At 62.5% G+C, this 17,445-nt stretch carries 17 protein-coding genes; 9 read left to right on the forward strand and 8 right to left on the reverse strand.

Annotated features, from left to right (window positions below; translation table 11 throughout):
• Positions 1–8: 8 nt before the first annotated feature.
• Both ppx and ABID19_RS26885 read right to left on the reverse strand, forming a co-directional pair.
• Positions 9–1,541 (reverse strand): exopolyphosphatase, encoded by a 1,533-nt coding sequence (gene ppx, locus ABID19_RS26880; RefSeq protein ID WP_354493932.1) that lies wholly within the window; start codon positions 1,539–1,541, stop codon positions 9–11.
• Complete coding sequence (locus ABID19_RS26885) at positions 1,541–3,742, reverse strand: RNA degradosome polyphosphate kinase (protein ID WP_354493933.1); 2,202 nt, start codon at positions 3,740–3,742, stop codon at positions 1,541–1,543. Before ABID19_RS26885 ends, ppx begins: the two co-directional genes overlap by 1 nt.
• 318 nt (positions 3,743–4,060) lie before the next feature.
• On the opposite strand from ABID19_RS26885, the gene ABID19_RS26890 reads away from it, so the two are divergent.
• The gene (locus ABID19_RS26890; protein ID WP_354493934.1) at positions 4,061–4,306 is read left to right on the forward strand and encodes a zinc-finger domain-containing protein; all 246 of its coding nucleotides are present in this window, start codon (positions 4,061–4,063) and stop codon (positions 4,304–4,306) included.
• Between the two features lie 16 nt (positions 4,307–4,322).
• Positions 4,323–5,549, forward strand: a complete 1,227-nt coding sequence (locus tag ABID19_RS26895) for an FAD-dependent monooxygenase (protein ID WP_354493935.1) — start codon at positions 4,323–4,325, stop codon at positions 5,547–5,549.
• Between the two features lie 9 nt (positions 5,550–5,558).
• Here ABID19_RS26895 and ABID19_RS26900 read toward each other — a convergent pair whose 3' ends face one another.
• The 5 genes from ABID19_RS26900 to ABID19_RS26920 form a co-directional block, all read right to left on the reverse strand.
• A complete protein-coding gene (locus tag ABID19_RS26900) occupies positions 5,559–6,227 on the reverse strand; it encodes a TIGR02117 family protein (protein ID WP_354493974.1) in 669 nt (222 codons plus the stop codon).
• Between the two features lie 121 nt (positions 6,228–6,348).
• Entirely contained in the window at positions 6,349–7,152 is an 804-nt protein-coding gene (locus tag ABID19_RS26905; RefSeq protein WP_352932481.1) for an amino acid ABC transporter ATP-binding protein, read from the reverse strand.
• Between the two features lie 21 nt (positions 7,153–7,173).
• Entirely contained in the window at positions 7,174–8,331 is a 1,158-nt protein-coding gene (locus tag ABID19_RS26910; protein ID WP_354493936.1) for an amino acid ABC transporter permease, read from the reverse strand.
• A 4-nt stretch (positions 8,332–8,335) separates the two neighbouring features.
• Positions 8,336–9,523 (reverse strand): amino acid ABC transporter permease, encoded by a 1,188-nt coding sequence (locus ABID19_RS26915; protein ID WP_354493937.1) that lies wholly within the window; start codon positions 9,521–9,523, stop codon positions 8,336–8,338.
• Between the two features lie 62 nt (positions 9,524–9,585).
• Positions 9,586–10,614, reverse strand: coding sequence for an amino acid ABC transporter substrate-binding protein (locus tag ABID19_RS26920; RefSeq protein ID WP_354493938.1), 1,029 nt, complete (start codon positions 10,612–10,614; stop codon positions 9,586–9,588).
• Positions 10,615–11,058: 444 nt separating this feature from the next.
• Between ABID19_RS26920 and ABID19_RS26925 the strand changes: the two genes are divergently transcribed.
• The 6 genes from ABID19_RS26925 (at position 11,059) to ABID19_RS26950 (ending at position 15,887) form a co-directional block, all read left to right on the forward strand.
• Positions 11,059–12,225, forward strand: a complete 1,167-nt coding sequence (locus ABID19_RS26925; RefSeq protein WP_354493939.1) for a cystathionine beta-lyase — start codon at positions 11,059–11,061, stop codon at positions 12,223–12,225.
• 263 nt (positions 12,226–12,488) lie between these two features.
• Complete coding sequence (locus ABID19_RS26930; protein WP_354493940.1) at positions 12,489–13,577, forward strand: HPP family protein; 1,089 nt, start codon at positions 12,489–12,491, stop codon at positions 13,575–13,577.
• 116 nt (positions 13,578–13,693) lie between these two features.
• Positions 13,694–14,365, forward strand: coding sequence for an RNA polymerase sigma factor (locus ABID19_RS26935; RefSeq protein ID WP_354493941.1), 672 nt, complete (start codon positions 13,694–13,696; stop codon positions 14,363–14,365).
• Positions 14,366–14,461: 96 nt separating this feature from the next.
• Entirely contained in the window at positions 14,462–14,986 is a 525-nt protein-coding gene (locus ABID19_RS26940) for a DUF4142 domain-containing protein (RefSeq protein WP_354493942.1), read from the forward strand.
• Positions 14,983–15,312, forward strand: coding sequence for a cupredoxin domain-containing protein (locus ABID19_RS26945; protein WP_354493943.1), 330 nt, complete (start codon positions 14,983–14,985; stop codon positions 15,310–15,312). Before ABID19_RS26940 ends, ABID19_RS26945 begins: the two co-directional genes overlap by 4 nt.
• Before the next feature lie 185 nt (positions 15,313–15,497).
• Positions 15,498–15,887, forward strand: a complete 390-nt coding sequence (locus ABID19_RS26950) for a YkvA family protein (RefSeq protein ID WP_354493944.1) — start codon at positions 15,498–15,500, stop codon at positions 15,885–15,887.
• Positions 15,888–15,955: 68 nt separating this feature from the next.
• Here ABID19_RS26950 and ABID19_RS26955 read toward each other — a convergent pair whose 3' ends face one another.
• Complete coding sequence (locus tag ABID19_RS26955; RefSeq protein ID WP_354493945.1) at positions 15,956–16,771, reverse strand: crotonase/enoyl-CoA hydratase family protein; 816 nt, start codon at positions 16,769–16,771, stop codon at positions 15,956–15,958.
• Between the two features lie 83 nt (positions 16,772–16,854).
• On the opposite strand from ABID19_RS26955, the gene ABID19_RS26960 reads away from it, so the two are divergent.
• Positions 16,855–17,439 carry a TetR/AcrR family transcriptional regulator gene (locus ABID19_RS26960; RefSeq protein WP_354493946.1) on the forward strand — a complete coding sequence of 195 codons (585 nt, stop codon included), beginning with the start codon at positions 16,855–16,857 and terminating at the stop codon, positions 17,437–17,439.
• Positions 17,440–17,445: the final 6 nt, after the last annotated feature.

A 17,445-nucleotide genomic window follows, 5' to 3' on the forward strand; every position in this document is an offset into this window, starting at 1 on the left:
GAGCCAGATTACTTGGCTGGCGCGCTTGACCCGCCCTCGACTGCCAGCACCAGGCGGCGATTGGTGACCCTAGCCAGTTGCGCCAAGCGCCCGGCCGGCCGCTCGCCGTAAAGATCGGCCAGCGACGCCGGCAGCACCAGCGCCAGCACACCATTGCCACGGCTCTCCCATTTCAGCCGCGGCATGACGCCCGGCATCGCCGCCGTCAGCACGTAGACGACGCGCATCACCGCGGCCAGTGCGCGGGCGCGCTCGAGGTAGCGCGGCGTCGCCAAACCCCGGATTTCCGGAGCGGCTTCGTTGAACAAGCCTTCGTGACGAAACAGATTGACAAGCGCCAGGAAGGCGCGCCCGGGGTGGTCGACGCCGATGAAGGAGGCATGAGCGATGATGTTGAGCGACTGCTTGCCGCGATATTCGGGATGCGCGCGCCAGCCGATGTCGGCAAGCAAACAAGCGGCCTGGCGATAGCGCCTCTCATCGTCGGTCTCGTCGATACCAAAGGCGGCGAAGGCCTTGCCCGTCCACTCGACCAGCTCATGCGCGTGGGCGACCGAGCGCGAGCGCAGCCGGGCGAGTTCCTCCGAGGCCGAGATCAGCGGATCCGCCTTCTGCTCGGCTTCGTCGAGCAGCGAATAGAGAAAGCCCTCGCGCACGCCCAGCGCCGAGACGATGATCTTGGACGGCTGCATCGCCGCCATGATCTCCTGAAGCACGATGGCGCCATAAGGCAGCAGCGAGCGGCGGTTCTTCGAGACGCCCTCGATACCCCTCACCTTCTCGATCTCACCCTTGGCCACCTGCTTAAGGAAGTTGGCAGCGCTGTCGATGCCTATCTCGTAGTGGTGCATGACAGCCAGCGAATAGTTGGTCATTTCCATGTGCAGCCGGGCGAGATTTCGCCAGGTACCGCCGACCGCGTAGAATGGCCTGCCCCGCCCGCCGCTCAGGAGCTTTGCTTTCGCGAGTTCGTCGCGCGCTATCTTTCCCGCCTGGGCCAGTGAGCTCTTCGCCATGTCCTGCAGGCGCAGGCCGCCCAGCGGCAGCGTGATGCCGTCGCCGATCGTCTCGCCGTCGACGTCGACCAGTTCGAGGCTGCCGCCGCCGAGGTCGCCGGCGATGCCGTAGGCCGGATGGAAGCCGGAAATGACGCCAAGCGCGGAATAATGAGCTTCCTGGCGTCCGCTCAGCACCTGGACCTCGGTCTTGAGCACATCTTCGGCGCGGTGGATGAAATCGGGGCCGTTGATAGCCTCGCGGGCGGCGGCGGTCGCCAGCACATACATATGCTCGGCGCCGGCCTGCTCGGACAGCGCGCGGAAACGGCGAAACTCGTCCATCGAGCGGGTCACCGCCTCGGGGTCGAGCTTTCCGGTCGAAACGATGCCGCGACCCAGGCCAGCCAGCATCTTTTCGTTGAACAGCGTAGTCGGCGAGCGCGACAACCCTTCATAGACGACAAGACGGATCGAGTTCGACCCGATGTCGATGATGGACAGCGGTCGGCGGTCCTGAAGCCGGCCCTGGGACGTTGAAATCATCAGCCGGACGCTGCGCCGTTTTTCTTGCGGCGCTTGAACTGCGCGATGCGCTTGGGCGCATGCGATTTCAGCGCATCGCCCCGTCCCGAAAGGCTCGGATTGGTCATGAAATATTCCTGCGCGTTGAACGGTTCCTCGCCCTCCTCAAGCACGGCGCGCCGGGAGGTTCCGTCAGCCAATACGTCGAAACTTTGCTGGTTGTCCATGATGTTGCCCAGCATGATCTGGCCGAGAACCTGTTCATGCACAGTTGGATTGGTGATCGGCACCATGGTCTCGACGCGGCGATCGAGATTGCGCGGCATCAAATCGGCCGATGAGATGTAGACGACAGCTCCGTCTGACGGCAGCCCATGGCCGTTGCCGAAACAGTAGATGCGGCTGTGTTCGAGGAAGCGGCCGACGATCGACTTGACCCTTATGTTCTCCGACAGACCCGGCACCTGAGGCCTCAGGCAGCAGATGCCGCGCACGACGAGATCGATCTCGACGCCGGCGCGGCTGGCGTCATAGAGCGCGTCGATGATGATCGGGTCGACCAGTGAATTCATCTTCATCCAGATGCGGGCCGGCCTGCCCTCCAGCGCATGGGCGATCTCGTCCGAAATGTGCTTGAGGATGCGCTTGCGCAGCGTGAAGGGCGAGATGGCCAGCCGCATCTCCTCGGCCGGCTCGGCGTAGCCGGTGATGAAGTTGAACAACTGGGCGACATCGCGGGCGATCGTCGGATCGGTGGTGAAGAACGACAGGTCGGTGTAGATGCGCGCGGTGACCGGGTGGTAGTTGCCGGTGCCGAGATGCACGTAGTTGCGCAGCTTGCCGTCCTCGCGCCGCACCACCAGCGACATTTTCGCATGGGTCTTCAGTTCGAGGAAGCCGAAGACGACCTGAACGCCGGCGCGCTCGAGGTCGCGCGCCCAGCGGATGTTGGCTTCCTCGTCGAAACGCGCCTTGAGCTCGACCAGCGCCGTAACCGATTTGCCAGCCTCTGCGGCGTCAACCAAAGCGCGCACGATCGGGCTGTCGTTCGAGGTGCGATAGAGCGTCTGCTTGATCGCCACCACTTCCGGATCGGCCATCGCCTGGCGCAGGAACTGCACTACCACGTCGAAAGATTCGTAGGGGTGATGGACGATAATGTCCTTCTCGCGAATGGCGGCGAAACAGTCACCGCCGTGCTCGCGGATACGTTCGGGAAAGCGCGGGTTATAGGGCCTGAATTTGAGATCGTCGCGGGTGATGGCGACGATCTCTGAAATCTGGCTGAGTGCCAACGGACCGGTAAGCACGCTGATACGGCTCGATGAGACGCCAAGTTCGCCGGCGACGAAGTCGCGCAGTTCGGGCGGCATCAGCTTGTCGAATTCGATCCGGATGACCGAGCCGCGGCGGCGGCGCTTCAGCGCCGTCTCGAACAGGCGCACGAGATCCTCGGACTCCTCCTCGACCTCGATGTCACTGTCGCGGATGATGCGGAACGTGCCGGAGCCCTTGACTTCGTAGCCGGGGAACAGCTTGCCGATATAGAGGCCGACCGCCTCTTCCAGCGGAATGAAGCGGATATGGTGCTTGCGGTCGGGCAAGCGGATGAAGCGCTTCAGCGCCACCGGCAGACGCAACAGCGCACTCATCTCCTCGCCATTTCTGCGATGGCGCAGTTGCAGGGCCATCGAGAAGCCGAGATTGGGAATGAACGGGAACGGATGCGCCGGATCGATCGATAGCGGCGTCAGCACCGGAAACACCTGCTCCTGGAAATGATCCTCGAGCCAGGTCTTCTCATCCTTGGTCAGCGCATCGCGGCTGATGCTCTCGATGCCTTCCTTGTCGAGCAGCAGCATCAGCGCGGAAAGGCTTTTCTGCTGATCTTCCTGCAGACGCTCGACCTCGCGCAGCAACTGTTCCAGCTGCTGTTCGGGGGTGCGGCCGTCCGGGCTCTTCAGCGTGATGCCTTCGCGGACCTGGCCGGCGAGACCCGCGACACGGACCATGAAGAACTCGTCGAGATTGGCGGCCGAAATCGACAGGAAGCGGACACGCTCGAGCAGCGGATGATTGGCGTTCAGCGATTCCTCGAGGACGCGGCGATTGAATTGCAGCCAAGAAAACTCGCGGTTGACGAAGCGGTCCGGGTTGCCGCCCTCTGGGCTCGCCACCTCGACAGTGGTGAATTCGCTCTGCACCGGCTTTAGTTCGTTCATGGTTCCTGCTCGTTTCGCACCCGCTGGCCACAGCGTCGCGCGTCATTCCGGATACGCAAAGGACGCTCTACCACTTTTAAGCTACGCATGATCCCCGACGAAACCGAATTCGATTTTCGCGGCCATGCCTTAACCGGCTTAGCTTATCCTGTGACAGGCTTTTACGACAGTTTGATTTCATCGATCTTGCAAAGAGACCGGTTATGATCCAGATGCAATCCAGGCTACAGCGCGGTACGTTCTTGGACGCGCAAGTGCCGCCGTGGAATTTTGATTTTACGCATGATCCGGGTCATGCGGCAGATGTAGGAGACGACGATGGCAGGCGGTTCCATTCCCCATTTCCAGAACGATGCGGGCTATGCTGCGATCGACATCGGCGTCAAGGAATTCATGTGCACCGGCGCAAATCCGCCTTTCGACCATCCGCATGTGTTTCTCGACATGGGCGACGACAATGAAAAAGTCTGTCCCTATTGCTCGACGCTTTTTCGCTATTCGCCAAAGCTGAAGGCAACGGAAACGCAGCCTGCGGGATGCCACTATATCGACCAGGCCGCCTGACGCGCACGCCATCTCCATGGACGACACCCGGTCCCGGCAGGTCGTCATCGCCGGAGCCGGCGTCGCCGGACTGACTGCGGCGCTGGCATTTTCCGAGCGCGGCTATCTGGTGCGGCTGTTCGAACAGGCGCCGCGCCTGGAAGCGGCCGGCGCCGGCATCCAGCTCTCGCCCAACGCGACGCGCATCCTTCGCCAGTTCGGTGTGCTCGAGCGGCTGCGGCCGGCGACGGTGCGGCCGGAGGCGGTCGTGCTCAAGGACGCCGCCACGCTGCGCGAGCTGGCGCGAGTGCCGCTTGGCGAAGCGGCCGAAAGGCGCTGGCAGGCGCCCTATCTCGTCGCTCATCGGGCTGATCTGCAAGACGCGCTGATGGCGCGCCTTGCCGAACAACCTGATATCAGTCTCGTCACCGGCGCGCGCGTCGGCGACGTCGCCGCAGGACCGCGCCATACCACGGCAAAAGTCGAGATTGCCGGCAAGACCGTCGAAGCCGATGGCTTTCTGCTGATCGGCGCCGATGGCGTGTGGTCGGCGGTCCGCGCTTTTGGCGGGTTTGCGGCCAGAAGCCGGTTTTCGGGCGAGCTTGCCTGGCGCGCTACGATCAGCGCAGACAGTGCCGCGGGCGAAGCTTTTGCGGCGTTCGGCGCCGCCGATTGCGTGACCACCTTCCTGCATCCCGGCTTCCACCTCGTCGCCTATCCGGTCAGCAACGGTGCGGCGTTCAACCTGGCTGCCTTCACCAGGGGCGAGATCATCACTGAGGGCTGGTCAGGTCGCGCCGATCCCGAAATCCTCGCCGGCGCCATGCGTGGCACGGCGGCAGCACTGGCCCGGCTTGTCGAGGATGCCGGCCCGTGGACCGCATGGCCGATCCATACGGTCGACCAGGCCCAGCTATGGACGACGCCCGCCGGCATCGCGCTGATCGGTGATGCAGCGCATGCGATGACGCCGTTTGCGGCGCAGGGCGCGGCGATGGCGATCGAGGATGCCGCAACCCTTGCCGGCTTTGTCGCCGCCTCGCCCGCCGATCCTTGGCAGGCGCTTGCCGCCTGGGAAAAGGTGCGGCGGCCGCGCATCGCCAAGGTCGCCCGCCGTGGTGCGCTCAACCGCCTCGCCTGGCATGCCTCGGGGCCGGTGGCGGTCGCGCGCAACCTGTTCCTGAAGCTGCGCTCGCCGGAAAAGCTCGCGGCCGATCTTGACTGGCTCTATGGCTGGCGGACGCCGGAAGTCGGCGGCCAATAGCGCCAAGCATCAATTATAAATCTGCATCGACAGGTCCAGCGAGGCCGGCAGCGGGTTCCACCAGCCTGTCCGCAGGCCCGCAATGCGCAGGGCAGCCGCGGTCCAGGTGTTGCAGCCGACCAGCGCATTGAAATGGCCGTTGGCTTCGAAGAAGCGGTCGAACCTGGAATAGGCAGCATTCTCGATCGGCACTGGGCCGTTCGGCCCTTGCTGGAAACTCGCGGCGATGAAGTCGAGCAGTGCTGCAAAACGCTCCTCGCCGATATCGAAGCCGGCGACGTCAGGATGCGGCTCGACAATGTCGCCGGCGACATCGACATGCATGACCGAAGCGTCAAGGGTCAGCGCCTTCATCACCGGCCCGGCCTTGAGTTCCGACCAGGTCGGCGTCTCCAGATAAAAAGCGCGGCCTCCCCAGCCAAAGACGATGTAGCGGACGTCAGCCATGTCGACCGGGATGCCGCCATCGACCAGGAAATTGAAGCGCTGGCGCACATCGTCATCGACTGGGATGGCAATATCGGTGTGGATCGGATTTTTCAGCACCAGGATTCGACGGGTGGCGGCGGGATCGGCGGCGGCCGCCGGCAAGAGGGGCCGTGGAATGAACGTGCCCAGCATCACGGCGAGCACGATCGCCACCACCAGAATGGCGAGGAAACGCCCAAACCTTTTCATGAGGGACAGCTTCTTCATGAGCCCCAGCCTTGCAGCCGGGGCGCGACCGCCGGCTGACAACTCAGACGCAGAAGAGCCCGGCCGGGTTTCGGCCGGGCTCTTCTGATTTGGATGAGAGCGATCAGTGCAGGATCTGCGACAGGAACAGTTTCGTGCGCTCGTGGCGCGGATGGTCGAAGAACTCGGCCGGCGTGTTCTGCTCGACGATCTGGCCCTGGTCCATGAAGATCACCCGATTGGCGACCTTGCGCGCAAAACCCATCTCGTGGGTGACGCAGAGCATGGTCATGCCCTCTTCGGCAAGGCCGACCATCGTCTCCAGCACTTCCTTGATCATCTCCGGATCGAGCGCCGAGGTCGGCTCATCGAACAGCATGATACGCGGGTTCATGCACAGCGAGCGGGCGATGGCCACGCGCTGCTGCTGGCCGCCGGAAAGCTGGCCGGGATATTTGTTGGCCTGTTCCGGGATTTTGACGCGCGTGAGGAAGTGCATGGCGATTTCCTCGGCCTGCTTCTTCGGAGTCTTGCGTACCCAGATCGGCGCCAGCGTGCAGTTTTCCAGGATGGTCAAATGCGGGAACAGGTTGAAGTGCTGGAACACCATGCCGACCTCGCGGCGCACTTCGTCGATCTTCTTCAGATCATTGGTCAATTCCTTGCCGTCGACGATAATCTTGCCCTTCTGGTGCTCCTCCAGGCGGTTGATGCAGCGGATCATCGTCGATTTTCCGGAGCCCGACGGGCCGCAGATGACGATGCGCTCGCCGCGCATCACCTTCAGGTTGATGTCCTTCAGCACATGGAATTCGCCGTACCATTTATGCATGGCGATGATGTCGATGGCGACATCGGTGGTGGAAACCTGCATCTTGGCGGCATTGACCTTGATCTCTTCCGCGCTGACCGCATTTTCTGTGGACATGGAGGGTTCCCTTTTTTGTTCTTAGCGTTTGTAGCTGGTGTCGAGCCGACGTTCCGTGAACATCGAATAGCGTGACATGCCGAAACAGAACAGCCAAAAGACGAAGGCGGCAAACACCAGGCCGGACCTGGCCGTCTGCGCCGTCGCCCAATTGGCGTCGGAGAAATTCTGTTTGACGATGCCGAGCAGGTCGAACATCGAGATGATGATGACCAGGCTGGTGTCCTTGAACATGCCGATGAAAGTGTTGACGATGCCCGGAATGACCAGCTTCAGCGCCTGCGGCAGCACGATCAGGCCCATCTTCTGCCAGTAGCCGAGGCCGAGCGAATCGGCGCCTTCATACTGACCTTTGGGGATAGCCTGCAGACCGCCGCGTATCACTTCTGCCATGTAGGCGGCTGCAAACAGCGATACGCCGATCAATGCCCTGAGGAATTTGTCGAAGCTGACACCGGCCGGCAGGAACAGCGGCAGCATGACGCTGGCAAAGAACAGCACGGTGATCAGCGGGATGCCGCGCACCGTCTCGATGAAGACCACGCACAGCGTCTTGATGATCGGCATCTTCGAGCGCCGGCCGAGCGCCAGCACGATGCCGACCGGCAGCGACACGGCAATGCCGACGAAGGACAGGCTGAGCGTCACCAGCAGCCCGCCCCACAGCGAGGTTTCGACATGCGGCAGGCCGAACATGCCCCCGACCAGCAGGATGAAGGCAACCACCGGCAGCGCGCCAAAGAGAAGAATGGCGTTCAGCCCCTTGCGCGGCACCTTCGGGATGAGCAGCGGCACCAGAAGCGCCACAAACAGGATGGCGACCAGGATCGGCCGCCAGCGCTCCTCCAAGGGATAACGGCCGAGCATGAACTGGCCGAACTTGGCGTTGACGAAGGCCCAGCAGGCGCCGGACCAGCCGTCCGGCTGGATGCCGCCTTGCGCCACCGTGGCGCAGACCGTGCGGTTCGGTCCCGTCCACTGGGCGTTGATGAAGGCCCAGTTGATGACTTGCGGCAGGAGCATCGCCACCAGCACGATGCCGATGATGGTCAGGATGGTGTCGCCGGTCGACGCGATCAGGTTCTTGCGGATCCAGGCGCCCAGACCACGCTCGCTTGGCGGCGCCGGCTGCGCCAGCACCATTTCGGCGCGGATGAAGGAAAGGTCGTGTTCCTGCATGGCCCTACCTCTCCACCAGCGCCATCCTGGCATTGACCACGTTCATGACCGCCGAAGTCAGCAAGCTGAGCGCCAGATAGACGGCCATCATGATCACCACGCCCTCGACCGCCTGGCCGGTCTGGTTCAGCACCGTTCCGGCGATCGCGGTCAGGTCCGGATAGCCGATGGCGATGGCCAGCGAGGAGTTCTTGGTCAGGTTGAGATATTGGCTGGTCAGCGGCGGAATGACGATGCGCATGGCTTGCGGAATGACGACAAGCCGCAGGATCGATCCCGGCCGCAGTCCGAGCGCACCGGCCGCCTCGGTCTGGCCTTTGCTGACGCCCCTGATGCCGGCGCGCACGATCTCGGCGATGAAGGCGGCCGTATAGCAGGACAGCGCCAGATAAAGCGACAGGAACTCCGGCCTGACCTGAAAGCCGCCGGTCAGATTGAACGTCGATTGCTTTGGATAATCGAAGCTCAACGGGAAGCCGCTCAGCGCATAGGCCAGCAACGGCAGGCCGACGATCAGCGCCATGGATGTCCAGAACACCGGGAATTGCTGGCCGGTCGCCATCTGCCGCTGTCGTGCCTTGCGGGCGACGAACCACGCCATGGCGATGCCGAGAAGCAAAGCAACAAGGATCAGCCAGGAGCCATCGCCCCACATGGCGCGCGGAAAATAGAAGCCCCGTTGGTTGAGAAAGGAGCCGAACGGCAAATGGATGCTCTCGCGCGGCGCCGGCAGCACGGCAAGCACGCCGGAATACCAGAAAAAGATGACCAGCAGCGGCGGGATGTTGCGGAAGACTTCGACATAGACCGTGCAGATCTTCCTGATCAGCCAATTGTTCGAAAGCCTGCCGATGCCGATGATAAAGCCGATAATGGTCGCGGTGATAATGCCGACGACGGCAACGATCACCGTGTTGATGAAGCCGACCAAAATGGCGCGGCCATAGGTCGAATCCGACGAGTAAGCGATCGCGCTCTCACTGATGTCGAAGCCGGCGCGACCACTGAGGAAGCCGAAGCCGGATGCGATGCGCAGGCGCGTCAGATTGGCAATGACGTTATGGGCGATCCACCAGACCAACGCCGCCAGTACGATGATAACCAGCGCCTGGAAGACGATGCCGCGGACCCTCGGATCGTTGATGAAGGAACCGCGGCTTGGCTCCTCGCGAAGAATTTCCTGCGATGCCATTTCGACCATCCCTGGAAAGAGAAACCGGAAGGCAGGAAGCTGCCTTCCGGATCACATCTCGATCAGCGGATCGGCGGAGCGTATTGCAGGCCGCCCTTGGTCCACAGCGCGTTGATGCCGCGGGCGATCTTGAGCGGGCTGCCCGAACCGACATTGCGCTCGAACATTTCGCCGTAATTGCCGACGGCCTTGACGATGTTGACAACCCAGTCGTTGGAGACGCCGAGATCGGTGCCGATCTTGGTGTCGGCCTCCTCGCCGAGCACGCGCTTGATCTCGGGATTGTCCGAGTTCTTCATCTCATCGACATTGGCTTTGGTGATGCCGAGTTCCTCGGCCTGCAGCAGCGCGAAGTAGGTCCACTTGACGATATGGTACCATTGGTCGTCGCCCTGACGCACGGCCGGTCCGAGCGGTTCCTTGGAGATGATCTCGGGCAGCACCACGTGGTCGGCCGGCGCGCCCAGCGTCAGCCGGATGCCGTAGAGGCCCGACTGGTCGGTGGTGTAGACGTCACAGCGGCCGGCGTCATAGGCGGCGTTGACCTCTTCCAGCTTTTCGAAGACGACCGGGTTATATTCCATCTTGTTCGACTTGAAATAGTCGGCAAGGTTGAGCTCGGTCGTGGTGCCGCTCTGCACGCAGACCGCCGCGCCCGAAAGCTGCAGCGCGGAATTCACGCCCGGCAGCTTCTTGGCATTGATCATGAACCCCTGGCCGTCATAGTAGGTGACGCCAATGAAATTCAGGCCAAGTGCCGTGTCGCGGTTGATGGTCCAGGTGGTGTTGCGCGACAGGATGTCGATCTCGCCAGACTGCAGCGCGGTAAACCGCTCCTTGGCGCTGAGTGGCGTGAACTTGACTTTGCTGCCATCACCGAAGACGGCCGCCGCGACAGCGCGGCAGAAATCCGCATCGATGCCTTGCCAGTCACCCTTGTCGTCGGGTGCCGAGAAGCCGGCCAGACCGGTCGAGACGCCGCATTGGATGAAGCCCTTGGCCTTGACATCGTCGAGCGTGGCCGCCGACGCGGCCGAAGCCGCCAATCCAAGCGCGGCGGCGCCCAGAATGCCGATTGCAATGTGTTTCATAACCCACAGACCCTTTTCTGTTTTTTCAGGCGAACCTGACTTTTTTCCCGTGTGAACGCAGCTTCGCGTTCCGGCCCATTCCCGGAACCCCCGCATCGCAACCGACGCGCTGCCTCCCATTCACAAACTGCATCGAAGGCGATTATTCCTGTGAGGTCAAGGAAAATGACCGAAACCGAAAGAGTTCGAAAACCAATTGCCGGAAATGCCCGAATTGCAGACAAACGCGCCTGGAAATTAGTCAATAGTGCGAACGAAGCCGGCAGATCCGGTCGGTGCAAAACTGGGGTTGGCCCTTCGAAACCGCCTTCCGAAGGTTGCGCATTGCCGAGTTGTCATGGGGGGCAATTGGCACACCCAAAGTCCGCCGGCTGGCGGATGGCGAACGGTTGCGCGGCCAATGCCACCGCACTATGGCTAGCGCTTCACCAGAGGCGAAGCGCAATGACAAAAGACAGCAACGAATTGGGCATCAACACGCGGCTTGCCCACTCGGGCAACAATCCGCGCGACTATTTCGGCTTCGTCAATCCCCCGGTCGTGCATGCCTCGACCGTGCTCTATCCTAACGCTGCGACGATGGCGGGCCGCGGCCAGAAATACACCTACGGCACGCGCGGCACGCCGACCACCGACGCCCTTGCAAGCGCCATTGATGGGCTGGAAGGCTCGGCCGGCACGATCATAGTGCCATCCGGCCTGGCGGCGGTGACGGTGCCGCTGCTGGCTTTCCTTTCGGCGGGCGACCATGTCCTGATCGTCGATTCCGTCTATCATCCGACCCGCAATTTCGCCGACACGATGCTGAAGCGCCTGGGCGTTGACGTCGAGTATTACGATCCGCACGCCGGTGCCGGTATAGCGGCGCTGATCAAGTCCAACACCAGGGTCGTGTTCACCGAATCGCCGGCCTCCAATACCTTCGAAGTTCAGGACATACCGGCCATCGCCCGCGCCGCACACGCAGCCGGCGCGATCGTCATGATGGACAACACCTGGGCGACGCCGCTCTACTTCCGTCCGCTCGACCACGGCGTCGATATCTCGATCCATGCGGCGACGAAATATCCGGCGGGCCATTCCGACGTGCTGCTCGGCACGGTATCGGCCAACAAGGCGTGCTGGAAACAGCTTTGCGAGACCTTCTACACGATGGGCTGCTGCGCCGGACCGGACGATGTCTACCAGGTGCTGCGCGGCCTGCGCACGATGGGCGTGCGCCTCGACCAGCATCAGCGCAGCGCACTTGATATCGCCGGCTGGCTGGAGGGCCAACCGGGCGTGGCGCGCGTGCTGCATCCCGCTCTCCCCAGCCATCCCGACCATGATCTCTGGAAGCGCGACTTTTGCGGCTCGAGCGGCATTTTCTCGATCGTGCTCAAGGGCGGCGGCCAAAAACAGCAGCATGCCTTCCTCGACGCGCTTGAGATTTTCGGCCTCGGCTATTCCTGGGGCGGCTATGAGAGCCTTGCGGTGCCGGTCTTCCTCGGCGACCGCGTCGTCGCCAAAGGCCCTTACGAAGGCCCGCTGGTGCGCCTGCAGATCGGGCTCGAGGATGTCGATGACCTCAAGGCCGACCTTGCGCGCGGTCTCGCCGCGGCGGCGGGTTGAGCGAGGGTGGCGAGCTTCCAAAACCGATTCAGAGAACGCGCTCAACCTCTTGAAAAGATTAGCCGGATCACACTGCATGGCTGCTCCGGCTGGCGGCCCGGAACCTCGCCTGATCTATCCGAGCGCAACAATATTTCCCAAATCCGCTATTTCTCGGATTCGTTTGGCTTTCGAACTTAGCCGTCCGGCGTCATTGGAAGGCGTTTCAAAGTTCAACACTCCTCAGGGTTCAACCCAAGAGTGGGATAAACCCCAGAGCACCCATGGCCTTTCGTCTTTTTTCTCCCATACTGGCCGGCGCGACACTGCGCGAGCGCATGATCGCCTGTTTCGGTGCGACGATCGGCATCGCGCTGACCGGCGCGATCGGTGGCCTTGTGCTCGGCAGCGGTCCGCATGTGCCGCTGCTCGTGGCGCCGATGGGTGCCTCGGCCGTGCTTTTGTTCGCAGTGCCGGCGAGCCCGCTGGCGCAACCCTGGTCGATCATCGGCGGCAACACGATATCGGCGCTCGTCGGCGTGATCGTGGCGCACTTCGTGCATGAGCCCGTCCTTGCCACGGGCATTGCCGTTGCGCTTGCCATCGCCGCGATGTCGTTCACACGCTGCCTGCATCCGCCGGGCGGCGCGGCGGCTCTGACGGCGGTGTTCGGCGGCCCGGCCGTCATCAGTGCGGGTTTCCTGTTTCCGTTCGTGCCAGTGGCGCTGAACTCCGTCGTGCTTGTGGCGCTCGGCTACGGCTTCCACCGGCTGTCGAGACGCAACTATCCCCACGTGCCGGCCCCTGCCCCCAAGAGCACGCATGGAACCATCGACCCGCCAGCGCGGGAGCGAGTCGGCTTCCGGCCGGAGGATATCGATGCCGCACTCGGCGCGCTGGAGGAGACCTTCGATATCGACCGCAACGATATCGAACGACTGCTGCGGCAAGTCGAATTGCAGGCGATGGTGCGCACGCACCGGACCTTGCTGTGCGGGGACATCATGTCGCGCGATGTGATTTCGATCGATGAAAACGCTCGCGCAGAGGACGCTCGTCATTTGCTGCTCGAGCATAACATCCGCACGCTGCCGGTCGTCGATAGAGAAGCAAGGCTGGTCGGCGCCGTCGGGCTTCGAGAACTGACGCGAGCGGCGGAGACCGTAAAAAGCGTGACATCGACAGCGGCGACCGCCTCGGCGAGCGCGCCGGCCATGGGCCTCCTGCCGGTGCTTACCGACGGCCGCAGCCACGCCGTCGTCATCGTAGACGACAACCAGCACATCCTCGGCCTGATTACGCAGACCGATCTGCTGGCCGCAACGGCACGCGCGCAAGCTGGCGACAAGGCGTTGGCGGAAGCGGCAGCGTAATCGGTGCCGGCCGCCGGGAAAAATATTCGGGAACCTTTTCTCGGCTAGACCGTCCACTGCTTCGATCGGAGGATTTGCTTCGGTCAGGAGATTGGCTTGCGATGAGGAAACCGGTCATGTCTGCTGTCTTGACGGTCGTGCCTGCCGCAGCTGACGAGATGCAGCTTGTCGACCGCGCGCTGGCGCGCGAGGGCGGAGCCTTCCGCACGATTATCAAGATGCACAACCAGCGACTCTATCGTATCGCCCGCAGCATCGTCCGCAACGACAGTGAGGCTGAGGACATCGTACAGGAGGCCTATGTCAGGGCCTTTGCCCATCTCGGGGATTTTCGCGGCGAATCCTCGCTCGCCACATGGCTGTCGCGCATCGTCATCAACGAGGCGCTTGGGCGCTTGCGCAAAAGACGGCGAACGGTAGCCCTGCCGCAAACTCCACACGCCGAAATCATCAAATTTCCCCTCGATCCCAGCGACGATCCGGAGCGGACAATGGCGCAACGGCAAATCCTCGAGCTTGTCCAACGGGCGACCGATCGGCTTCCCGACGTGTACCGGACAGTGTTCGTGGCGCGGGTGATCGAGGGTCTCAGCATTGAGGAGACCGCCGAATTGCTTGATGTGCGGCCCGAAACCGTCAAGAGCCGCCTGCACCGCGCCCGCGCCCTCGTGCGCCAGGCGCTGGACGATCAGATCGGCCCGGTGCTGCTCAATGCCTTCCCCTTCGCCGGCCGCCGGTGTGAACGGCTGACCGCCGCGGTGATGCAGCGGCTTGGCTTTATAGACTGATTTTTCGATTCCCGGGAACGTTTGCCCCCGCCCAGCATCCAATCATCGTCAACTGAAAATGCCCGGAGCCAGCCGCATCCGGCGAAGGAGAACGTCATGTTTATTCGATCGACCACCGCACTGGCAGCGCTTTTCCTGCTCAGCGCGGCGCCCTTGGCGCAAGCCGCCGACAAGCCGACCGACCCGCAGATCGCGCACATCGCCTACACAGCTGGCGTGCTTGACATCGAGGCAGCCAAACAAGCGCTGGAGAAATCGAAGAACAAAGAGGTTGTAGATTTCGCCAAAGATATGGTGCGAGACCATGAAGCCGTAAACAAACAAGCGCTTGACCTGATCAAGAAGCTCAACGTGACCCCGGAGGACAACGCCACCAGCAAGGCGCTGACCAAGGCGGCAGCCGAGGAACAGGCGAAGCTCGCCAAACTCGACGGCGCCGCCTTCGACAAGGCTTATGTCGACCACGAGGTTGCCTACCATAGGCAGGTCAACGGCGCGCTCGAAACCCTGCTGATCCCCGCGGCCGAGAATGCCGAACTGAAGAGCCTGCTGGAGACCGGCCTGAAGCTATTCCAGGGCCATGAACAGCATGCCGAACATGTCGCCGGCAGACTGAAATGAGAACAGCACCGACGGCGTCGAAACGGCATCTGTGGGTTGCTTGGGCGCTAACCATTGGGGCCGCACCAGCCAAGGCCGACACGATTGAGGTGACGATCGAGAAGCTTGTATTTTCGCCCGCAAGCATCGAGGCGAAGGTCGGCGACACGATCGAGTGGGTCAACAAGGACGTGTTCGCCCACACGGCGACTCTCAAAGGCGGCTGGGAGGTGATGATCCCGCCGAAGAAGGCGGCGAGCCTGACGCTGAAGACGGCGGGTTCGGTCGACTATTTCTGCCGCTTCCATCCCAACATGAAAGGCCATCTGACGGTAACGTCGCCGTAGCCATGCCAGGGGAGACCGCCCTGTGCGCACAGGGCGGCGCGGCAGCGTCAAGCCACCTGGTAGCGAGGCGGGTTCGCCGGTTTGCGTCGCGGCGAACAGGACAGCGCGGGCGGCGTCGTAGGTTTCCCACAGCGCACGGTCATGGACAGCAACCGCCGCTCGACAATCTATGTTAAAACAATCCTATGAAAGCATGGCTGGAAACGGCAAAGCGCCGGGCGCGCGACATCAGGCTTGATGTCATCGCCCTGTGGTTCGCCGCGCGTGACCCTCGGGTGCCCTGGTCCGCGAAACTCGTGGCGGGGATGGTGGCCGCCTATGCGCTTTCCCCAATCGACCTGATCCCGGATTTCATCCCGGTGCTCGGCTATCTCGACGACCTGATCATCGTGCCGCTCGGCGTAATCCTGGCGATAAAGCTTATTCCGCCGCCGCTAATGGACGAGTTTCGGGCGCGGGCTGCCGCGCTCGAAAGACGCCCGCAAAGCAGGACGGGAATGTTCTTTGTCGTGGCGCTCTGGCTGGCTTTGGCGGCTTTGCTGATCTGGGCGTTCTGGCCCACCCGCGCCAAATAGTCCTCCGCAATCGAACGCCTCAACTATCTCCGGAACCGGCTCCAGCGAGATCACAGTCCCTTTGCGCTTCACTCGCCCGCAGCAATGCGCGACCACGAGCCGGAATAGGTCGGCTTGCGGCGCGCGATCCAGGCATCGAGCCCTTCGCGCAGATCAGCGGTCGGGGCCATGCGGGCGAACTGTTCGGCTTCAACCAGCAACCCTTCCGCGATGGACTGGTTGAGGCCGCGCGTTACCGCGGTGAGGATACTGGCGACCGCCAGTTGCGAGTGCCGGGATATCCGCCGAGCCAGTTCGAGAGCGGCCGGCATCAGGTCGTCGTGTGGCACCACTTGGTTGACGAGGCCTAGTTCGAGCGCGCGTTGCGGCGAGAACGCTTCGCCTGTCAGCAGCAATTCAAGCGCGTGCTTGCGCCCTGCCAGTCTCGGCAGGCGCTGCGTTCCGCCGAAGGTCGGCGGCATGGCGAGATTGATTTCGGGCTTGGCGAACGAGGCACGCTCGCTGGCGATTGCGAGCGGCACGGCCTCGGTGATCTCGCAACCTCCGCCGAAGGCAAGGCCGTTGACTGCGGCGATGACGGGCTTGCGGAAGGCTTCCAGCCGTGCCGTCAATCGCTGCCCGCGCATGACGAAATCGCGCAAGGCGACATCGGCGCCAAGCGCCACGCTTGCCGAGAATTCGTGGATGTCGCCGCCTGCCGAGAACGCCCGCTCGCCTGCGCCGGTGAGGATGACTGCGCGGATAGAGCCATCGACCTCGATGGCGTCGAGGATGGCCAGCAAGCGATCGATCAGGGCGTAGTTCAGCGCGTTGAGTTTTTCAGGGCGATTGAGGGTCAGGACGGCAACTCCGTCGCGAACCTCGCTCAGGACAAGTCCAGTCATTGGCTTCCTTTCCGCTATGGCTGGGCAGGAAAGGATCAGGCTTTCGATTGCTTGTATATTCACTAGTCAGTATACTTCACTCTATGCCGCAAGCGCCCAGCCCTACCCGCAAACGCATTGTCGATGCCGCGATGAAGCTCTTTTATGCCGAAGGGATTGGCCGTGTCAGCGTCGATGCAGTCGCTGAAAAGGCAGGCCTCACCAAGCGCACGCTTTACTATCATTTCAAGAGCAAGGACGACCTAGTCGCGGCTTATCTCGATGGCCGCGACCAGCCAAACCTGAAGCAGATGGCCGGCTGGTTCGACACCGCCGAAGGCGGCCCCGATCGCAAGGTCGAAGCGATCTTCACCAATCTGGCACGCGTGGCGCGCCACCCCAGATGGAAAGGATGCGGTTTCCTGCGAACGGCCGCGGAACTCGCCGCCTTGCCCGGACATCCGGCGATCAAGGTCGGGGCGCGACACAAGGCGAATTTCGAAAAATGGCTGGCCGGCGAAATGTCAGGCCGCGGCATTTTGGAACCGCAGGCGCTAGCGCGCGAAATCGTACTTCTCATGGACGGCGCCTTCTCGATCATGTTGATCCACCGCAACCCTGATTATATCGAAGCAGCCGGCCGGGCTGCGGCGATGCTCGTTCGGGCGAGATCCAAAAACAGCGTCTGACGATGC

The organism is Mesorhizobium robiniae, from assembly GCF_040545535.1.
Lineage (GTDB): Bacteria > Pseudomonadota > Alphaproteobacteria > Rhizobiales > Rhizobiaceae > Mesorhizobium > Mesorhizobium robiniae.